Source organism: Spirosoma spitsbergense DSM 19989 (assembly GCF_000374085.1).
Lineage (GTDB): Bacteria > Bacteroidota > Bacteroidia > Cytophagales > Spirosomataceae > Spirosoma > Spirosoma spitsbergense.
In genome coordinates, this window is the sequence record NZ_KB893573.1 from 1 (window position 1) to 18,181 (window position 18,181).

The window sequence follows — 18,181 nt, forward strand, 5'->3', positions numbered from 1 at the left end:
GTCAGCAGTCGCTGGCCACGGTGCTGGCTTATCTAATGCTGATGGCCTTTACCACCGATCAGCTCATTCAGTGGTGCAGTCATCCGTTTGAAGTTCTCTGGCGAGAAGCCAAAACAAAAGCCAAACTTTGGGCTACCTTCCGGGCCTTGTTTATGGTCAAACCCTTAACCAGTTTTAGACATCTATATCAAGAAACTGCTTACCTGTACGGAGTCGAAATTACTTGAAAACACCCAAATTAGAAACTGCTGCATGAATTTGGAGAATGGCACTAACTCGTTCTCGGACATAGGCTTTGGGGTGGGTTTTGAGGGCCTTTTGCAAGGCTTGTTGAGCGGACTGGTCAAGGGTGAGTTTAAGCATAGTGGTCGCCGTTTGTTAATGTACCACAGGTAAAGTCAGTTTCGGCGGTTAATTACTACAAATCAATAAACCGTGGGCTAACGGAATCGTGGAACAATGGGCTAATGGAACAACGGAATAACGAAACATAGCTATTTACCCATTTGCACAGCCCGCATGAGCACGACATTGTCCGGGTCGATCATAACGGAGGCTGGTTTGTTGGCTACCGGGATGGTGAACGTCTGGTTTTGCTGATTCATGGTCAGGCGGGGGGAGCGGGTTAGTTCGCGGCCACTACCGTCCTTCATGCTGAACGTGAGCGGGATGGTGAACACGGTACCCGACCGCTGCGCCTGCCGAATATCGATAACCAGAGCTTTCTTTGCCGCGTCATAACTCGATCCCCACACTACTTCGGGGAATCCCGGCTGATAGAGCCATTGCTGAAAAAACGTGCCCAGCTTTTTCCCTGAAACGCTTTCCATGATGGCCTGTAAATCGGACGTTTGGGCATTGGCGTTACGGTATTTGGCGTAGTAGGCCCGGATGCCTTTCCAGAACGTATCGTCGCCGAGTTCGTTGCGGAGCATGTGCAGCACCCAACCGCCTTTCTGGTAGGAGTTTGGGTTCAATAAATCCATCAGGTTTGCGGTAGTGGAATCAACAACGGTGCCGGTTGGTTTGAGTGCCGTGTACCGGTAAATCTGGTTCCGGTTCTGATTCAGTACCGCGTTAAGCGTGTCTTTGCCGTAAGCGTGTTCGAGGTAGAGGGCAGAGAAATACGTAGCGAATCCCTCACTCAGCCAAAGCTGCGACCAGTCGGTTTCGGTAGCCGAATTGCCAAACCACTGGTGCGCAATTTCGTGGGCCAGCAGGGCTTCCACATCGGAATCCTTATGACCCACAATCACCTTCTCATTGTAGAAAATACAACTGGCATTCTCCATCCCGCCAAAAATAGTCGTGGACTCCACATTGGCCAGTTTCTCGTAGGAGTAGGGCCCAATTTTATCCATGAAGTATTGTAGAATCTCTTTAGCCGGACGGTAGTCAATAAACCCCTTCTGACTATCGCGCGGGTAGAGCCAGCTTTGCACCGGTACGCCATTGACGGAGCCAACCTCATCGACCGCAAACTTTGCCGCGCCAATAACCATTACCTTCGTTGGAATGGGCGTCTTCTCGTCCCAGCGCGTTAGCTTTCGTCCGTTGGGTAGATTGGTTTCGTTCACGAATTTGCCGTTGGAAATAACCCGATACGTAGCCGGGGCATTGACTGCAAACGAACAGGTAGCCTTATCGGATGGATGGTCGATGACGGGCAGGTAATTGCGGGCGTTGTTGGGCCAGTTATCGCCGAAGAACGTGCGTTCACCAAACTTATTCTGGCTGATAATCAACCCTCGCGCAGGCGTTCCTTCGTACCGAATCACCACCTCGGTTGGCTGATTTGGGGCCGGGGGCAGATTGATAAATACCCGGTCGTTACGCTGACTGAACGGCACTGCTTTCCCATCGGGCAGGCTTACCGCGCGTACCCGCATACCGGTAGCCCCGTCGTCAGCCTGTGCCGAATCGGCTTTATTGCTAATCAAGTCGAACCAGACGGTTTGCCGGTCGTCGGCGCGGGTGAAGCGGATGGTGGTTTCGCCCTTGATTTGGTTGGTAGAATCACTTAGCATCAGGGAAAAAGCGTAATGCTGCACATCCACACCCGGCTGCGTGTACAGAGCCGCCCTGCTGGCTATCTGCGCCTGCGTAACGGTGGTGATGAAAATGCACAAGGCAACCAGAAAACGTTGTTTTTTATTCATACTGGGTTATTCCTTAATTTCCTGACACAGTTCAATCAGGACACCGTTGGTTGTTTTAGGATGTAGAAAACACACTAACTTATTGTCGGCACCGCGTTTGGGAACGTCATTCAGTAACGTAAATCCGTCGTTTTTTAGCCGTTCCATTTCGGCTTCGATGTCGTCGACCTCAAAAGCAATATGGTGAATCCCTTCTCCTTTTTTCTCCAGAAATTTGGCGATGGGGCTATCGGGGTTCGTGGCTTCGAGTAATTCGACTTTCGTCTTGTTTACCTGAAAAAAAGACGTCAGGACGCCTTCGGCCTCGACGGCTTCGGATTTGTAGGGAGCTACATTCAGCAGGCTCGTAAACAGGGCGTTCGACGCGGTCAGGTCCCGGACGGCAATGCCAATGTGTTCGACGTTGGTAAGCATGGTTACAAAAGAACTTTTCCTTTCGGCCGAAAGTTATAGAGAAAGCATTGATATGCGTCAAAATTGACTTAATTACGACTATGGTTACGGTTTCGGAAATTGCCAAAAATAAGATTGTTGAACTACGTACCAAAGACGGTCTGGCCGCAGATCTCGCTATCCGGGTAGCGGTGCAGGGGGGTGGGTGCTCGGGCCTGATGTACGACCTGCAATTTGATGCAACCCAGCAGCCCACCGACCATATCGTTGAAGATAAAGGCATTAAAATTCTGGTAGACCGTAAAAGCCTGCTCTATCTGGCCGGTACCGAACTCGATTTTTCGGACGGGCTGAACGGCAAAGGGTTCCAGTTCAAAAATCCAAACGCCAGTCGTACCTGCGGTTGCGGAGAAAGTTTCGCCGTCTGACCGCGCGGGCGGCCCCGACAGAATTTTTGGGATTAAATTTATTCTCCTGATTTTATATCAGAAAGGCCAGTCCCACGTGGATTGGCCTTTTGGTTTTGAACCAATGTGAACTTATTCTTTCGTAGTTCTGGAGTGTCTGGTGATAACCGCAGAGAACGCTAAGGCAAATTCGCAAAGAGCACTGAGTGGCTGACTGAATTCATTTGAGACCTTTGCGGTTTTGCCTTAGCGTTCTCTGCGGTTAATACTAACGCTACCTGAACAGGGGCGCGTGGATTTGCCGGAGGGTTTCGACGGGAATTTTAATGACCTCTCTGTCGTAGGTGAGCAACCCATTTACTTCTCCTTCTACGTCGGTTGTCTGGGTGTACACAGCCGCTGAGAGAGCCTGTTTCTGGTAGTACTCAACTATTTTGGCGTATTTCTTTTTGTAAGCTGCCAGTACCGTATCGGCCGAATGATAAGTCTGATAGCCCCAGTTACGCATGTTCGGGTTCCAGAGATGCCCGTCGATGGGCCAGCCAATGCCGCCAAACTCACCGATAACCACAACGCGGTCTGACTTCGGTTCGGGGGCTTTTGGTTCTTCCTGGTACGTGTGAATATCGTAAAAATCGCCCGCGCCCCGGTCATTCCAGCCACTGGCCGCGTTCACCAACCGACTTGGGTCGAGAGCTTTTACCCAGGCTGCCAGCCGCCCATTGTCGTACTGCCCCCATCCTTCATTATGCACGACCCAGGTAACAATGCTGGGGTGATTATGCAGGCGGTTCATCATCCGGCGCAGTTCCAGTTCAAACTGCTCCTTCCCCTTCGACCTGCGAATGGGTTCTGACTGGTCGCCGGGGGATTCGTTCTGCCCTTCCAGAAAACCCGATGGCATATCCTGCCAGACCAGGATACCCATTTTGTCGCAGAGGTAATAGTACCGCTCCGGTTCCACTTTTATGTGTTTCCGGAGCATATTGAACCCCGACTTTTTGAGGAAGTCTATTTCAAAGGCCATTCCTTCCTCCGACGGGGGCGTGAGCAATCCGGCAGGCCACCAGCCCTGGTCGAGCGGGCCATTCTGAAACACGAATTTGTTGTTCAGCAGCAACACCGGCTGATTTGGCAAGGGTCCATCCCCCACCGAAATCTTGCGCATGCCGAAGTATCCCGTTACGGCGTCGAGGGGCATACCCGTTGCGGTAGCATTGGCGTATGCCGTCCGGAGGGCTTCGTCCTGACGGGGCCGTTTGTTCCTAGGTGTATCGCCGAAGGGGTCCGTTACGGTAACCAGTTCTACTTTGTAATCGTATAAAAACGGACTATCCGGCGACCATAGTTTGGGATTGCTTATGGGGAGGTACGCCGTTCGGCCTGCCCGTACGAGGGTTGTGGCTACTGTTTGACTACCATCCAGTGCCGTTACCCGAATGGCCGTGGTGTAATTATTGGCTGGTTTATCCAGCAGGGCTTCCACCCGAACCCGGCCTGAATCCAGCTCGGGGGTCAACTGGACTTCTTCGATGTAAGTTTGCTTTGGTACCGGTTCCAGCCACACCGTTTGCCAGATGCCCGATACCGGTGTGTACCAGATACCCTGTGGATTCATCAACTGCTTACCCCGTGGCTGTTCCCCGGCAGAGGTAGGGTCCAGGACACCAAGAACCAGTTCATTTTGTCCCTCTTTCAGAAAGTCGGTAATGTCGAAGCTAAACGAATCGGAACCACCCGCATGCGAACCGGTCAGCCCCCCGTTTACCCACAGGTTGCATTCGTAATCTACGGCCCCGAAGTGAATAAGCACCCGTTGCCCAGCCCATTCCTTTGGTATGCTCACTGCCTTTCGGTACCAAAGACGCTGGTTGGCGGTGAGGGATTTGGTTACTGTAGACAGCGTTGACTCAACGGCGAATGGGACCAGAATCTGCCCCTGATAACGGGTAGGAGCGGGAGCCGTTTTGGGCGTTATGGCGTAGTCCCACATCCCATTCAGGTTTTGCCACTGCTGCCGAATCATCTGCGGGCGTGGATAGTCCCGCCAGGCATTGTCGGCGGTTACCTGCTTTTCCCAGCGGCTCATGATGGGCGCAGGCCGGGGTTGATTAACGGGTGGTGGCTGGGCAACAACAGCGCTGGTACTAAGTAGTGAAACGCACAGAAACAGGTAGCGAATCATCTGTGTTTTTTGCCTTTCTTCCGTTATCATATCCATCATTAGTCTTACTTACCCTTATCCAGTTTTCCTTCCAGCATTTTGATAAAATACCCACCTACTACCGACCGGGCTTGAAACCCGACCTGTTTGGCATTGGTAGTTTCGTGCCAGTCGCTGAGGGGGACGCGGGTAGGGGTTTCGTTGGCAAATTTCCAGACGGGTGCCACAAACTTCTGGAAGTCTTTGTCCGACTTTGCCAGCGTGGCTGTCCACATAATCCAGTCCGATTTGGTGTATGTCTTGCGGCTGTCTAAGGGCAACCCATACTGCTTTTGTTTGGTCAGGTAGAAGTCGATTTCTTTCTGCGCTACTTCTTTGGGGAAGATATCCAGACCCAGTAGCTTATCCCAGACAATGTTGTATTTCTGGCTCCAGCTTCCGGGTGCTTTGTCGAAGGTCAGTGCATAATGGTCGCCTTCTGAGTCCATCTTCATCCACTTTAGCGCTAAATCTCGGGCCAGTGCCAAATGCTCGTCGGCTGTTTTCTTATCGCCCATCATCCCGGCCATGTGTCCATAGCAGGCAATACCCATGATTGCCTTGGCGGAGAGGTTAGCGTTCCGGGCAAGGTGTCCGGCGAAGTCGTCGGTGCAAAGCTGATTAGCGGGGTCGAAGCCATCACGCTTGAGGAACCCAACCCACTTGGTGAGCGTAGGCCAGTGTTCCCTGGCGAAGTCGGGCTTCCCGTCGCGCTGCACCGATGCGGCCGTCAGAATCATCATATTTCCAGCTTCTTCTACCGGCATATCCTCGCCGTAGGTTTGTCCGTTGGCCAGTGGATAGGTACCTACGTCATGCGCCGGAAAATCCTTTTTCCATTTTCCCGATTCGCTGTAGTCGAAAATGAATCGGAGCAGTCCCTTTGCCAGTTCATTATTATACAGTAGAAACAACGGAGCAGAAGGATACGTAACATCGACAGTGCCGATGGAGCCGTTTGAGAAATTTTCTTTGGAGAAGAAGAAAACCTCTCCTTTGGGACTGGCCACAATTTTATGGGCCGCAATGGCCTGACGGTACGCCAGCACGCACAAATCGGCGTACTGAGTACCCCCGGCTTTACGAGCATCGGCCCGAAGACGGGCATCGAAGTCGTTGCATTTTTTCTGCAACTGGTCGTACTCCTTCTCCGCCGTTTGCAACAGCACCGGCATGGTTATTTTACCGTCCCGATTCCACCAGGGTCGCAGGTTCTTGCCAAAATACTGGACGGAATAAACATCGTCGTAGGCCAGTAAAAGGTGTTTACTCGCCGACTTTGTTACATTACCAAAATCCAGCGTGGTAGCCAGTGCGAGGTCGATAGCGGCCCTGGGTGCAGCGGCCCCCGGTGCCGTTTTATCCGTTTTGGGTAGCGTACCGCTGGTTATGAATGATTTTTTCAGCCCGTCGGCCATGCCGGATTCCAACTGGTTGCCGGTTATCTGCGGTACCGCCAGATATGCCTGTCCCCAGTCAATCCGGATGTTGTCGCCTTTTTTGGCCAGAATGGGTTGAGCTACGGTGCCAATCGACGCAAAATTCAGTCCATTGGCCTGACCGGTATTTATCGCCACTTCCTGCCCAATCGTGTTAGTTGCCAGCGTGCCGGATTCGCTGAAAAATACCTGTACGGAATGCTGCTTTTTGTCGCCCGACTGAACCTCGAAGGTGATGTACGAAACGGGCCGGGCTGCAATGTCCAGTTCCTCCAGCAACAGGGGCGACATGAAGTTGACTGATAGTCTTACCGGTCCGGCCGTGAAGGCGTAGTTGGTTTGCGTGGCTGATACAGCTACATTCGTTTGTATGGCCCGTGCCACAACCGCCGACGGAATTGGATTGACGATACCAATATCCACAAATGATCCTCCGCGTGGACTCACGCAATGAACGGCCAGTACATTTTTGCCTTTTTGGAGGGCTTTCTGTCCGGCTGCCGATAGGGACAGGTAAATGTATTCATTGACGTAACCGGTCTTATCCAGAATTTTGGTACCGTTCAGGTAAACCACTATATCGTCGTCGTGATTAAGGGAAAGCAGCAGTTTTGTTGGGTCGGCCTGGCCATCGTAGGTAAACTCCCGCCGGAGGTAGATACCGTCTTTCGCGCTGGTGGTCCACTTCGTTCTGGCGTCGGGCGTATCGCCAAATGGCCCCGGTCCTGATTGCCAGGCACGGGCATTGAAGACTGGCTTCTCCCAGCCGGCACCTGGTTTTGTGAGGGTATACTGAGCCGTGTAAGGCTGGGTTTCGCCGGTGGCTAAAATGGGTTTATAAGCAGTCGGTACAGCACCCAGAAACTGATAGGCTTTGCCATCCACCCGAATGATTCCCTCCAGCGACTGCGGTTTACCCGTCCAGTGGCGCGTGGGGGAGTCGGTTAGTTTATCGGTCATACTCCATACGCTGAAGTAAGGGTCGTGGGTGATAAGCGGATAAGCGGGCGGGCGCAATGCCTGGGCCTGAGTAGATCCGTGGAATAGCATGAAAAATACGGTGAGCAGAGTAGGATAACACGACTTTTTATGCATCAGGGAGTCAGTTTTTGGGAATAGGTACTATGTTCTCATAAACCAGAATACACCCTTACTTTACTTATCAAATAGGGTATCAACAACCTAATTCGCACTTATACGGGTAGAATAAATGGCTGCCATTCTTATTCGGCAAACCACTAACAAACTTCTTTGACGCGTCTGAACCCATGAAATCTCTCCTCTACTGGCTGTTTTTGTCTATGCCTGCCGGGCATAAAACAGTATGTACTGCACAACAGACTACTAATGGGAAGATTGATTGCTCCTGGGGCCGACAGTGAAAGCGTGTAGGTTCCTGCCAGTGCCTAAAAAAATACGTACTATTTCTTGGTTGAGCTTAACTACCCGCTTGCTTATTTATCCTTACTTGTTTATGACAGGAAACCAGAATCCAACATCCACCGGCAATGTGCTGACAACGCCTGACCTGATGAGCAAACAAACCAATTACCGCTGGGTAATTGTGGCCCTGCTCTTTTTTGCCACGACAATCAACTACCTCGATCGACAGGTAATCAGTCTGCTGAAGCCTATACTGGAAAAAGAGTTTAACTGGAGCGAAACGGACTATGGTAACATTGTAACGGTTTTTACTTTTTTCTATGGTACAAGTACGCTACTAGCGGGCTATATCATTGACCGGGTTGGTACTAAACTCGGCTACATCGGTGCTATTATCGTGTGGAGTTTTGCTGCCATGGGTCACGCTCTGGCGGGTGGTACGGCTGGTTTTATGGTGGCCCGTGCCTTCCTCGGTATTGGCGAGGCCGGTAACTTTCCGGCTTCTATCAAGACCGTAGCAGAATGGTTTCCACAAAAAGAGCGGGCGCTGGCTGTTGGTATTTTCAACGCGGGGGCTAATATTGGGGCGGTGGCCGCTCCGGCACTGGTACCCATAATCGCCGTTGTGTGGGGATGGCAAATGGCTTTCATCATTACCGGCGCACTGGGTTTCCTCTGGATTGGGGCCTGGTGGTATTACTACGAAGTGCCGGCCCGGCACAAGCGGGTTAGCCCATCCGAACTGGCCTACATCACGGAAGCCCCCACGGTAGACCCCATGATGGCTGGCAACGCGGCTTCGACAAATTTGGTTGATGATGCCCCAGACCGTAAATACGCTATTTTTGGTAATAGAGCCATATGGGGCTTTATGAGTGGCAAGTTCATGACCGACCCTATCTGGTGGTTTTTCCTGTTCTGGCTGCCTACCTACCTGTCAAACATCTATAACCTCGACCTGAAAACCCTGGGTGCTCCGCTGATTGTTATTTATTCGGCAGCCACCATTGGTAGTGTGGGGGGAGGCTGGCTGTCGTCCATGCTTATCCGCAAAGGCTGGCACCCTACCCGGGCGAGGCAATGGTCGATGGCTTTATTTGCTATTTGCGTTACGCCCGTCATGCTTATCAGCCAGGTAGATGGGCTGTGGCCGGTTATCGGCATACTATCGCTGGCAGTAGCGGCTCACCAGGCGTGGTCGGCTAATATTTTCACCGTAGCCGCTGACCAGTTCCCCAAAACGGTGATCAGCCGTGTGGTTGGTCTGGGGACAATGGCAGGAACCCTGGGCGGAGCGATCTTCCCGTTGATAGTTGGCAGGATTCTTGATCATTATAAGTTGTTGGGCAGTTTGTCTGAAGGCTATTACGTCATCTTCTACATTGCTGGCCTCGCTTATCTGGTCGCCTGGACAATGCTGTACATTTTTGTTTTTAGCCGGGCGGCCAAAAACAAATGATTTATGAAAAAGAGGAAGGTATTGAGGGGTGCCTGTTCGATAGCCTGGGTGGGACTTCTGGCTATGAACCTGCCGGGCTACACGGCTAAAGCTCAGTCTGACGAATTTCATCGGCTGACTGCCGGGGAGAAAATCGCTCACCAGCAAAAAATTCGCGCTGCCTACGAGGCAAACCGCCAGCAGATGTTGGATAAACTGGGGGTTAAACCACCTGTGTTGTCACCACCTGCCTCCGACCCAAGCCGACCCGCAGCACTCCAGCCGGTAGCAGGATCGAACAGTTGGGCCGATAATGCCGGACTTACCTACGTGCAGTCAGCCTGGGGAAACTGGACTAATTACGATGAGGCAAAGGCAACGGCAACAATTTACACCCTGCCCGACCCGCTGAAACTGAAAAATGGGCAGGCAGTGCAGGATGCCGCTACCTGGTGGAACCTGCGTCGCCCCGAAATTCTGAACGACTATCAGACCGAGATTTACGGAAAAATACCGACTAATACACCCCGAGTCTTTTTTTCCACCTTAGGTGCCGACAGTACGGTGCTGGGCGGGAAAGCAACCCAAAAAAAGTTGCTGGGCTATGTAGACAACACGCAGTACCCACGGGCAACTCCCGTCATCCCTGTGCTTCGTTTCATGCCCGCGAATGCGTCGGGTCCGGTGCCGCTGATGGTCATTGTCTGGGGTTCATCTCCTACCCCCATGACTACGGTCGAAACGCTGATTGACGCGGGTTGGGCCGTCGCTGTTGTGAATACGGGTGCCCTTCAAATGGACAGTGGAGCGGGGTTGCACGAGGGCGTTATCGGACTGATGAGTAAAGGTCAGGATCGCCAGCCCGACGATTGGGGCGTTTTGACCGCCTGGAGCTGGGGCCTGAGCCGGGTACTCGACTATTTCGAAACCGATAAAGCCATCAACCCCAAACAAATTGGTATCCAGGGGCATTCACGCTGGGGCAAAACAGCCCTTTTGGCCGGTGCGCTGGACCCGCGCTGGGCCATTGTGTTTTCCAGTTGTTCGGGTTCCATGGGAGCCTCGCTGGAAAAACGAAACTTTGGTGAAACAATTGATAACGTGAACGGCCCCAGCGAGTACCACTGGATGGCGGGGAACTTCCTGAAATACGGTGGCAACTGGGATGCAATGCCGGTTGATGCCCATGAACTGATTGCGCTCGTAGCGCCCCGGCCGGTTTTTATTACTGGTGGTACGCAGGATAGCTGGGCCGACCCCAAAGGTGAATTTCTGGCCTGCGTTGCCGCTGGTCCCGTTTATGAATTACTGGGTAAAAAGGGAGTTGGCACTACCCGGATGCCCGCTCCCGATATATCACTGATACAGGGAGACATTGCTTTTCGAAACCATGAAGGTGGTCATGTCGATTCGCCCGACTGGCCTGTTTTTTTGCAATTTGCCCGGCGGCAGCTTAATCTCAAATAAACATCGGCCGAATTGAGGCTTCAGACAACGCATTAGTATCGGGTGGTTGGTAAACGGATTGTACTTTTGTACGCTGTTGGTGCGACGTATGGCGCCAGCAGCGTACAAAATTCATAAACAGGTAGTCCGTTTACTCAATGGGAATGTTACAAACCATGCGCTGGTTCGGCCCAAACGACCCAGTTCCATTAATGGCCCTACGGCAGGCCGGTTGCACGGGCGTTGTTACGGCACTGCACCAGATTCCGGTGGGTGAGTTGTGGCCGGTTGAGGCAATTGACGAAAGAAAACAACTGGTAGAAGCCGATAACGACCGGTACACCCCGCTGCATTGGGCAGTGGTGGAGAGTTTGCCCGTTCATGAAGACATTAAGAAAGGCCTTCCCTCCCGCGAAACGTACATTGACACCTATAAACAGTCGATTCGGAATCTGGCAACCTGTGGTATCAAGACGGTTTGTTACAACTTCATGCCGGTGCTGGACTGGTCGCGCACAAACCTCAACTACGAAATGCCGGATGGCTCCCGCGCCCTTCGGTTTGTGTGGGAAGACTTCGCCATCTTCGACTTGTGCATCCTGAAACGACCCGGTGCCGAATCGGATTATGAGCCCGAAATCATTGAATCGTCTCACCGGAAATTCAGTACGTTATCGGCCGCGCAGATTACCGAATTATCGAACATCGTTTTGCTTGGCTTACCCGGTTCTGAGGAAGCCTTTACTCTCGATACGTTCCAGGGATTACTAAACGAGTATGCTACCATTGGCGATGCTGAACTCCGGCAAAATCTGTACTATTTCATTCAACAGGTAGCTCCAGTAGCGCAGGAAGTGGGTGTCAGGCTGTGTATTCACCCGGACGACCCCCCTCGTTCGTTGCTGGGTCTCCCCCGCGTGGTCAGTACCGAAGCAGATTTGGCCCGGTTAATGGCGGCTAGTGATGTAGTGGCCAATGGCATTACCTTCTGCACGGGTTCATTAGGGATTCGGCCGGATAACGATTTGCCCGGCATGATTCAGCGGTTTGGTGAGCGTATCCATTTCATTCACCTCCGTACCACAAAACGGGAGTCAGACCCGCGTAATTTCCACGAAGCCGACCATCTGGCGGGTGATGTGGATATGTACGCGGTGGTTAAAGCCATTGTGCTCGAACAGAAACGGCGGGAGCAGGCAGGCATTGGTGAAACGTCCATTCCCATGCGCCCGGACCACGGCCATCAGATGCTGGACGACCTGACTAAAAAGACGTATCCTGGTTATTCGGCCATCGGTCGACTGCGCGGTTTGGCCGAACTACGGGGACTGGAACTGGGCATTACACGCAGTATAGCCGAAATAAAGGCGGTCGTTTAACGAGTATAGTCGCCTTTATGGTTTCTTATGTGTTAACAATCCCCCTTATTAATGACTCGATTCCTCTTCCTGTTCCTTCTGGTTGCCTGCACTGCCAGCGCCGACGATGGTTACCGGTTATGGCTGAAATACGACCTGATTAAAGACGCGGCCAAACGCGAAGAATACGCCCGGTCGGCGCAGTTCATTGCCGTTACGGGTAATGACCCTATCCTGAAATCGACAGCCAGTGAATTGCAGATGGGCTTGCAGGGCTTGTTGGGCAAAACGATTCCTGTTGTCTCCAATGCTGGTGCCCGAACGGGCGGTATTGTGCTGACGGTGGCTACGGCACCACAAGCCGACTTGCAAAAACTCACTAAAGAGGGGTACGCTATCACAAAAAAGACTGCTAACATCACCATCGTCAGTCAATCTGGTGCGGGGGTTCTTCACGGCGCATTCGCCCTGCTTCGGCAACTGCAAACCGGTCAATCACTCAGTGGTCTTTCGCTGGTGAGCAGCCCCAAAATTAAGCACCGCCTGCTCAATCATTGGGATAATACCAATAGCACTATTGAGCGGGGTTACGCCGGTGAATCGCTCTGGAAGTGGTATGAATTACCCGCAACGGTCGATCCGCGTTACCGGGACTACGCCCGGGCTAATGCCTCAATCGGAATTAACGGTACGGTGGTTAATAACGTGAACGCCAGTGCCCGCTTCCTGACCGCCGAATACCTGGAGAAAGTTGCTGCGCTGGCAGCGGTTTTTCGGCCTTATGGCATACGAATTTATTTATCCGTCTACTTCCCGGCTCCCAAAGTTATTGGTGGTCTAAAAACCGCCGACCCGCTTGACCCCGACGTAAAGAAATGGTGGGCTGACAAAACCCGTGAAATTTATACACTCATCCCCGACTTTGGCGGGTATCTGGTGAAAGCCAACTCGGAAGGCGAACCCGGCCCGCAGGACTATGGGCGTAACCACGCCGACGGGGCCAACATGCTGGCCGAAGCCCTTGCACCTTATGATGGTATTGTGATGTGGCGGGCCTTTGTGTACAAAGCCGACGGGAATGCCGACCGGTTCAAGGCGGCCTACGAAGAGTTTACACCCCTGGATGGAAAGTTTGACAAGAAGGTAATCGTTCAGGTTAAGAACGGCCCCATTGATTTTCAGCCGCGTGAGCCATTTTCTCCCCTGTTTGGTAATATGCCCAAAACGCCCCTGTCGATGGAGTTCCAAATTACGCAGGAGTACACCGGCTTTGCTACGCACTGGGTCTACGAAGCGCCCATCTTTAAAGAATGCCTGGAGTCGGACACATATGTAAAAGGCAAAGGCTCTACCGTGGCGAAGGTGATTGATGGCAGTTTGCAGGGATACGATTTGACGGCTATTGCCGGGGTGGCCAATACCGGTTCAGATCGAAACTGGACGGGTAACCCGATGGCGCAGGCCAACTGGTATGCCTTTGGTCGGCTGGCCTGGGACCATACCCTTTCGTCGGAGGACATTGCTACGGATTGGATTAAAATGACCCTGACAAAAGAGCCTAAAGCAGTGAAAACAATTGCCGATATTATGCTGCGGTCGCGGGATATTTATGTGGGCTACAACACCCCCCTGGGTCTATCGCGTCCCTGGTCGGGTGTTCATTTCGCACCCGAACCCTGGCAGGAGAAAAGTGCCCGACCCGACTGGACGGCCATTTATTACCACCGGGCTGACTCCATCGGGCTTGGGTTCGACCGGACCGCTGCGGGGAGTAATGCACTGGCGCAGTATAGCCCCGAGGTACAGAAAAAATGGAACAATGTCGAAACCTGTCCGCTACCGTATTTACTCTGGTTTCACCACGTTCCCTGGACGAAAAAGCTAAGCACGGGCCGAACGCTCTGGGATGAACTCTGCACCCGATTCTATACCGGTGCCGATTCCGTTGGCTGGATGCAGCAGCAATGGGCGCAGGTGAAACCCGCCATCGACCCGGAAATTTTTGCCGACGTTACGGGCCGGTTGACAACACAGCAAAAAGAAGCTATCTGGTGGCGCGATGCCTGGGTGCTGTACCTTCAGACCTATTCCCGGCAATCGATTCCTGCACCGTTCAAAAAGCCGGACCGAACACTGGACGAGGTTAAAAACTTAGTACATATTTATCAATTGCGTTAATGGAACAAAATCCAATGGCTGTTTTTTCGCTGGCCGGAAAAGTAGCCCTCATTACCGGTGGGGGCAGTGGTATCGGCTTCGATATTGCGAACTGTATGGTGAGTGCTGGTGGGCGCGTCGTTATCACCGGTCGACGGGAGGAACCCCTCCGCGAAGCCGTTGCCAAACTGGGCGAACGGGCGCAATATCGAGTCAACGACGTAACAAAGCGGGATTCGCTGGATGCGTTGGTGGAAGAAATAGAACGGACAATTGCACCCGTTGACATACTCGTCAACAACGCGGGTATCAACATGAAAAAACCGGCCCTGGAGGTAACCGATGAGGATTTTGACCGGATTGTACACACGAACCTGAACTCGGTTTTTAGCCTGACGCGGGTATGTGCGCAACGCATGATGGCGCGTAAAAGCGGCTCTATTATCATGATATCGTCGATGGCCGCCTATTACGGAATTGACCGGGTTGCCGCTTATGCCGCGTCCAAATCGGGGGTCGAAGGGATGGTCAAGGTGCTGGCCTCGGAATTTTCGGGTAATGGCGTTCGCGTCAATGCCATTGCGCCGGGGTTTATTGAAACAGCTATGAGTAAAACGGCCATGGGGGGCGACCCCGACCGATTTGCCCGGGCCATGCGCCGGACACCGATGGGAAAGTTTGGTCAACCCGAAGACATCGGCTGGGCCGCCGTGTTCCTGGCTTCTGAAGCGGCTAAATACATAACGGGCGTATCGTTACCGGTGGACGGGGGTAATTCAATAGGATTTTAAATACCTGTGATTTAGACAAGTAGGTGCGGTTTTACCGTACCCGGGTCCACGTTTTGGTTTTACCCAGGAAAGGCATGCCCATTACGTAGCCACGCATATCCAGCGTGTTTTGGTTACTGAGCGTAACTTCACAGCCGTACGTCTTGCCATCTTCGGGATTATAAATATTACCATCGCCCCAAACGCCGTTTCCCTTATAAGTCAGATCAGTAAGAATGACCAGGCCCATTAGGGGGCGGGTACGTAATTTTTCATCGGGATTTTCAGCGTCCAGTTTAGGCTTGTTCGAGTTTGGTTCTGTTGGTTCCAGCATCCAGACCAGCTTGCCGTTGTATTTATTCCCCTGCTTATAAATCTGAACCTGATTTCGCTTCTTTGAACTGAGCCACTTGCCCAAAATGGCATCGGGGTCATCGGCTTTGGGGGCCATCGAAGTCAAACCAAAACAAATTACAAGTAAGAAAGAGACCGGGCGTATTAAGTTCATAACGTAGTTTAAACAAATTGTTCAGTAATTACCCTGAAAAGTGCAGGATATCATATAGACTAAAAAAGGGTAGTCAGGGTTTAAGCCCTGCAACCCTTCCTGAAACGTATGATATATGTCTGTATCTGGATGATTCACAGACGGCGGTAGTGATAGGAGCTATTATTAGTCGCTTTATCTAACTCATTTCCTTGATGTTAGTCCAATACAATCCCGCAAATATCAGGCTGAAAAAGACCCCGAATGAAGTGTTCAGGGCACCAAAGCCGGCCAGAGAAACCGTTAGCACAAAGCCAGTGACAATGCCCGCTATGTACACCCAAAAACCAATCCGACGCAACCGAAACATGAGTATCGCGCCGATTAGGGTTAATAAGGAATACGCAAATTGAGCAATAGACAGCAAGCGTACTTGTACCTGGTCAGGCGGTAAGGGAACATCTCCCGATGAGCGGTCTTCAAAGTATTTCTTTGGTTCCTTGTCAGTATCAGACTTCTTCCGCTGGCCGGCCACATAAGGCGTTTCCGAGACCGCGCTGGTTTGAAAATAAGACACGACAGCATCGGCCAGACCCCAGGCACAGCTAAGAAAGGTGAGAATACAGAGGAGGGTTAAGAACTGAGAACGCATATAATTAGGGAGAATTAACCTTATTTGCACAGCTAAGTTTTCGTACTACCAACAAAAGCCAAATCCAATGACCTTGCAGGAATTAACCGAGCAGATAAGAAACAAAGTTACGCATGCAGATGACATCAACGCTACCGTGAAAATTACAACCGACCAGGGCGTTGTGTATATCGATGGCAAACAATCGCCGGCGGTGGTCTCCAACGAGGATAAACCCGCCGACTGTGATTTGCAAATAACTGTCGATAATCTGGTGAAAATGGGCAATGGCGACCTCAACCCCATGATGGCCGTGATGACGAAAAAACTTAAAATCGACGGTAATATGGGAATTGCGATGAAGATGGGCAGCATCATGGGATGAAAATTAGGAGCGGATTAGCGAATGAATGAATAGATTGACCGTGCATACGCCTTTCATTCACTAATTCATTCATTCGCTAATCCGCTCATTACCCATGTCCTCGCGCCGTAAATTTATCCAGAATAGTGCCATTGCAGCTACTGCGTTTTACATTGTGCCACGCCATGTGCTCGGCAAAGGGTACGTGGCCCCCTCCGACAAACTGAATATAGCCGCTGTAGGCTGCGGTGGGAAAGCCGATGTCAATATTCGGCTGGCCTACAACAACGGTTCGGATAATTTTGTGGCCCTGTGCGACGTAGACGACCGGCAGTCGAAGAAGTTTCGTGCCCAATTTCCGAATGCGCCCTATTTTCAGGATTACCGCGAGATGTTCGATAAAGCCGGTAAAACATTCGACGCCGTTATTGTGAGCACGCCCGACCATATGCACGCACCCATTGCCATGGCGGCCATGCAACTGGGTAAACACGTGTATGTGGAAAAACCCCTGACGCACGACATTTACGAAGCCCGGATGCTGACCGAAGCGGCAAAAAAGTATAAGGTCGTGACGCAGATGGGCAATCAGGGAAGCTCAGGTGATGCGACGCGAATTATCGAGACGGCTATCCAGAATAAATTAATCGGGCATGTGCATACCGTGTACTGCTGGACTAACCGTCCGGTTTGGCCACAGGGAGTTGCCTCGCCAAAGGACAAAGGTGAATCGCAGCCAGTACCACCCGAAGTAAACTGGCCACTCTGGCTCGGTACGGCTCCAACCCGCCCGTACCACGAAGCCTACATGCCCACCCGCTGGCGTGGCTACTGGGATTTTGGTACCGGAGCACTCGGCGATATGGGCTGCCATTTTATGGACGTTCCCTTCCGCGCACTGAAACTAAAATACCCCACATCCGTGGAGTGTAGCGTTGGTACGGTGTATAAAGACTTTTTTGAGGAAGCGTTCTTTGACGATAGTTGCCCACCCTCATCGGCCATTCATCTGACTTTTCCTTCAGAAGACAAAAAAGTAAAAGAAATCAGGTTTTCGTGGTTCGATGGCGGTATCCGGCCACCGTTGCCCGAAGGCGTCGCGTACGATGATATGTTCCGCAGTATCGATGGTGGTATGCTGTTCATCGGGACAAAAGGGATGCTGACCGGTGGTCTGTTCGGTAATGACCCCAAGCTGTTTCCCGTTGAGAAGTTTGGCGATAAAGACCTGCCAACACCCGAAAAACCACTGGTAGAAGGCAAAACAGAAGGTCACCAGCAGCAGTGGGTTAAAGCCTGCAAACAGGGGTATGGTGCTTATACCTCCTCCTCCTTCGACCAGTCGGGGCCGCTTACGGAAACGGTTCTAATGGGAAATCTGGCTACGCGTTCTTATCTGGCCCATGAAAATGGAAAATTCCCCGGTCGGAAAAAACTCCTGTGGGATGGCGACACCATGAAAATCACCAACTTTGACTACGCTAACCAGTTTGTGAAGCGGCAGTATAACGGCGGTTATACGCTGTAATGGGCAGAGCCGGCAGGG

At 52.0% G+C, this 18,181-nt stretch carries 16 protein-coding genes; 9 read left to right on the forward strand and 7 right to left on the reverse strand.

The window, feature by feature from the left end:
- Positions 1 to 227 (forward strand): hypothetical protein (locus B157_RS39115; RefSeq protein WP_020605944.1); only part of this gene is annotated, 227 nt, incomplete at its 5' end.
- On the opposite strand, the gene B157_RS38520 is transcribed toward B157_RS39115, so the two are convergent.
- The 3 genes from B157_RS38520 to mce form a co-directional block, all read right to left on the reverse strand.
- A complete protein-coding gene (locus B157_RS38520; protein ID WP_020605945.1) occupies positions 220 to 363 on the reverse strand; it encodes a hypothetical protein in 144 nt (47 codons plus the stop codon). The genes B157_RS39115 and B157_RS38520 overlap by 8 nt on opposite strands.
- 131 nt (positions 364 to 494) lie before the next feature.
- On the reverse strand, positions 495 to 2,159 hold the full coding sequence (locus B157_RS0124460) for a M1 family metallopeptidase (RefSeq protein WP_020605946.1): 1,665 nt from the start codon (positions 2,157 to 2,159) through the stop codon (positions 495 to 497).
- A 6-nt stretch (positions 2,160 to 2,165) separates the two neighbouring features.
- A complete protein-coding gene (gene mce / locus B157_RS0124465; protein ID WP_020605947.1) occupies positions 2,166 to 2,573 on the reverse strand; it encodes a methylmalonyl-CoA epimerase in 408 nt (135 codons plus the stop codon).
- Between the two features lie 80 nt (positions 2,574 to 2,653).
- On the opposite strand from mce, the gene B157_RS0124470 reads away from it, so the two are divergent.
- Positions 2,654 to 2,980: a HesB/IscA family protein gene (locus tag B157_RS0124470; RefSeq protein ID WP_020605948.1), complete on the forward strand. Its 327-nt coding sequence runs from the start codon at positions 2,654 to 2,656 to the stop codon at positions 2,978 to 2,980.
- A gap of 253 nt (positions 2,981 to 3,233) precedes the next feature.
- Here B157_RS0124470 and B157_RS0124475 read toward each other — a convergent pair whose 3' ends face one another.
- Together B157_RS0124475 and B157_RS0124480 are read right to left on the reverse strand one after the other, a co-directional pair.
- Positions 3,234 to 5,174, reverse strand: a complete 1,941-nt coding sequence (locus B157_RS0124475) for a glycoside hydrolase family 2 protein (protein ID WP_245565243.1) — start codon at positions 5,172 to 5,174, stop codon at positions 3,234 to 3,236.
- Positions 5,175 to 5,188: 14 nt separating this feature from the next.
- Positions 5,189 to 7,696 (reverse strand): glutaminase family protein, encoded by a 2,508-nt coding sequence (locus B157_RS0124480; protein ID WP_026308949.1) that lies wholly within the window; start codon positions 7,694 to 7,696, stop codon positions 5,189 to 5,191.
- Positions 7,697 to 8,075: 379 nt separating this feature from the next.
- On the opposite strand from B157_RS0124480, the gene B157_RS0124485 reads away from it, so the two are divergent.
- The 5 genes from B157_RS0124485 (at position 8,076) to B157_RS0124505 (ending at position 15,174) form a co-directional block, all read left to right on the forward strand.
- Complete coding sequence (locus tag B157_RS0124485; RefSeq protein ID WP_020605951.1) at positions 8,076 to 9,443, forward strand: MFS transporter; 1,368 nt, start codon at positions 8,076 to 8,078, stop codon at positions 9,441 to 9,443.
- Between the two features lie 3 nt (positions 9,444 to 9,446).
- Positions 9,447 to 10,889, forward strand: a complete 1,443-nt coding sequence (locus tag B157_RS0124490; RefSeq protein WP_020605952.1) for an alpha/beta hydrolase family protein — start codon at positions 9,447 to 9,449, stop codon at positions 10,887 to 10,889.
- A 137-nt stretch (positions 10,890 to 11,026) separates the two neighbouring features.
- Positions 11,027 to 12,247 (forward strand): mannonate dehydratase, encoded by a 1,221-nt coding sequence (gene uxuA / locus B157_RS0124495; RefSeq protein ID WP_020605953.1) that lies wholly within the window; start codon positions 11,027 to 11,029, stop codon positions 12,245 to 12,247.
- Between the two features lie 51 nt (positions 12,248 to 12,298).
- On the forward strand, positions 12,299 to 14,404 hold the full coding sequence (locus B157_RS0124500; RefSeq protein ID WP_020605954.1) for an alpha-glucuronidase family glycosyl hydrolase: 2,106 nt from the start codon (positions 12,299 to 12,301) through the stop codon (positions 14,402 to 14,404).
- Positions 14,404 to 15,174 (forward strand): SDR family NAD(P)-dependent oxidoreductase, encoded by a 771-nt coding sequence (locus B157_RS0124505; RefSeq protein WP_020605955.1) that lies wholly within the window; start codon positions 14,404 to 14,406, stop codon positions 15,172 to 15,174. Before B157_RS0124500 ends, B157_RS0124505 begins: the two co-directional genes overlap by 1 nt.
- 31 nt (positions 15,175 to 15,205) lie before the next feature.
- On the opposite strand, the gene B157_RS0124510 is transcribed toward B157_RS0124505, so the two are convergent.
- Complete coding sequence (locus B157_RS0124510; RefSeq protein ID WP_026308950.1) at positions 15,206 to 15,661, reverse strand: DUF2147 domain-containing protein; 456 nt, start codon at positions 15,659 to 15,661, stop codon at positions 15,206 to 15,208.
- Positions 15,662 to 15,839: 178 nt separating this feature from the next.
- Positions 15,840 to 16,292 (reverse strand): hypothetical protein, encoded by a 453-nt coding sequence (locus B157_RS0124515; RefSeq protein WP_020605957.1) that lies wholly within the window; start codon positions 16,290 to 16,292, stop codon positions 15,840 to 15,842.
- A 67-nt stretch (positions 16,293 to 16,359) separates the two neighbouring features.
- Between B157_RS0124515 and B157_RS0124520 the strand changes: the two genes are divergently transcribed.
- Together B157_RS0124520 and B157_RS0124525 are read left to right on the forward strand one after the other, a co-directional pair.
- Positions 16,360 to 16,656, forward strand: coding sequence for an SCP2 sterol-binding domain-containing protein (locus B157_RS0124520; protein ID WP_020605958.1), 297 nt, complete (start codon positions 16,360 to 16,362; stop codon positions 16,654 to 16,656).
- A gap of 94 nt (positions 16,657 to 16,750) precedes the next feature.
- Positions 16,751 to 18,163, forward strand: a complete 1,413-nt coding sequence (locus tag B157_RS0124525; protein ID WP_020605959.1) for a Gfo/Idh/MocA family protein — start codon at positions 16,751 to 16,753, stop codon at positions 18,161 to 18,163.
- Positions 18,164 to 18,181 lie beyond the last annotated feature (18 nt).

Excerpts from the sequence above, each read along its gene's own strand:
- B157_RS38520 (WP_020605945.1), bottom strand. The coding sequence starts at position 363 with ATGCTTAAACTCACCCTTGACCAGTCCGCTCAACAAGCCTTGCAAAAG.
- B157_RS0124460 (WP_020605946.1), bottom strand. The coding sequence starts at position 2,159 with ATGAATAAAAAACAACGTTTTCTGGTTGCCTTGTGCATTTTCATCACC.
- mce (WP_020605947.1), bottom strand. The coding sequence starts at position 2,573 with ATGCTTACCAACGTCGAACACATTGGCATTGCCGTCCGGGACCTGACC.
- B157_RS0124470 (WP_020605948.1), top strand. The coding sequence starts at position 2,654 with ATGGTTACGGTTTCGGAAATTGCCAAAAATAAGATTGTTGAACTACGT.
- B157_RS0124475 (WP_245565243.1), bottom strand. The coding sequence starts at position 5,174 with ATGATAACGGAAGAAAGGCAAAAAACACAGATGATTCGCTACCTGTTT.
- B157_RS0124480 (WP_026308949.1), bottom strand. The coding sequence starts at position 7,696 with ATGCATAAAAAGTCGTGTTATCCTACTCTGCTCACCGTATTTTTCATG.
- B157_RS0124485 (WP_020605951.1), top strand. The coding sequence starts at position 8,076 with ATGACAGGAAACCAGAATCCAACATCCACCGGCAATGTGCTGACAACG.
- B157_RS0124490 (WP_020605952.1), top strand. The coding sequence starts at position 9,447 with ATGAAAAAGAGGAAGGTATTGAGGGGTGCCTGTTCGATAGCCTGGGTG.
- uxuA (WP_020605953.1), top strand. The coding sequence starts at position 11,027 with ATGGGAATGTTACAAACCATGCGCTGGTTCGGCCCAAACGACCCAGTT.
- B157_RS0124500 (WP_020605954.1), top strand. The coding sequence starts at position 12,299 with ATGACTCGATTCCTCTTCCTGTTCCTTCTGGTTGCCTGCACTGCCAGC.
- B157_RS0124505 (WP_020605955.1), top strand. The coding sequence starts at position 14,404 with ATGGAACAAAATCCAATGGCTGTTTTTTCGCTGGCCGGAAAAGTAGCC.
- B157_RS0124510 (WP_026308950.1), bottom strand. The coding sequence starts at position 15,661 with ATGAACTTAATACGCCCGGTCTCTTTCTTACTTGTAATTTGTTTTGGT.
- B157_RS0124515 (WP_020605957.1), bottom strand. The coding sequence starts at position 16,292 with ATGCGTTCTCAGTTCTTAACCCTCCTCTGTATTCTCACCTTTCTTAGC.
- B157_RS0124520 (WP_020605958.1), top strand. The coding sequence starts at position 16,360 with ATGACCTTGCAGGAATTAACCGAGCAGATAAGAAACAAAGTTACGCAT.
- B157_RS0124525 (WP_020605959.1), top strand. The coding sequence starts at position 16,751 with ATGTCCTCGCGCCGTAAATTTATCCAGAATAGTGCCATTGCAGCTACT.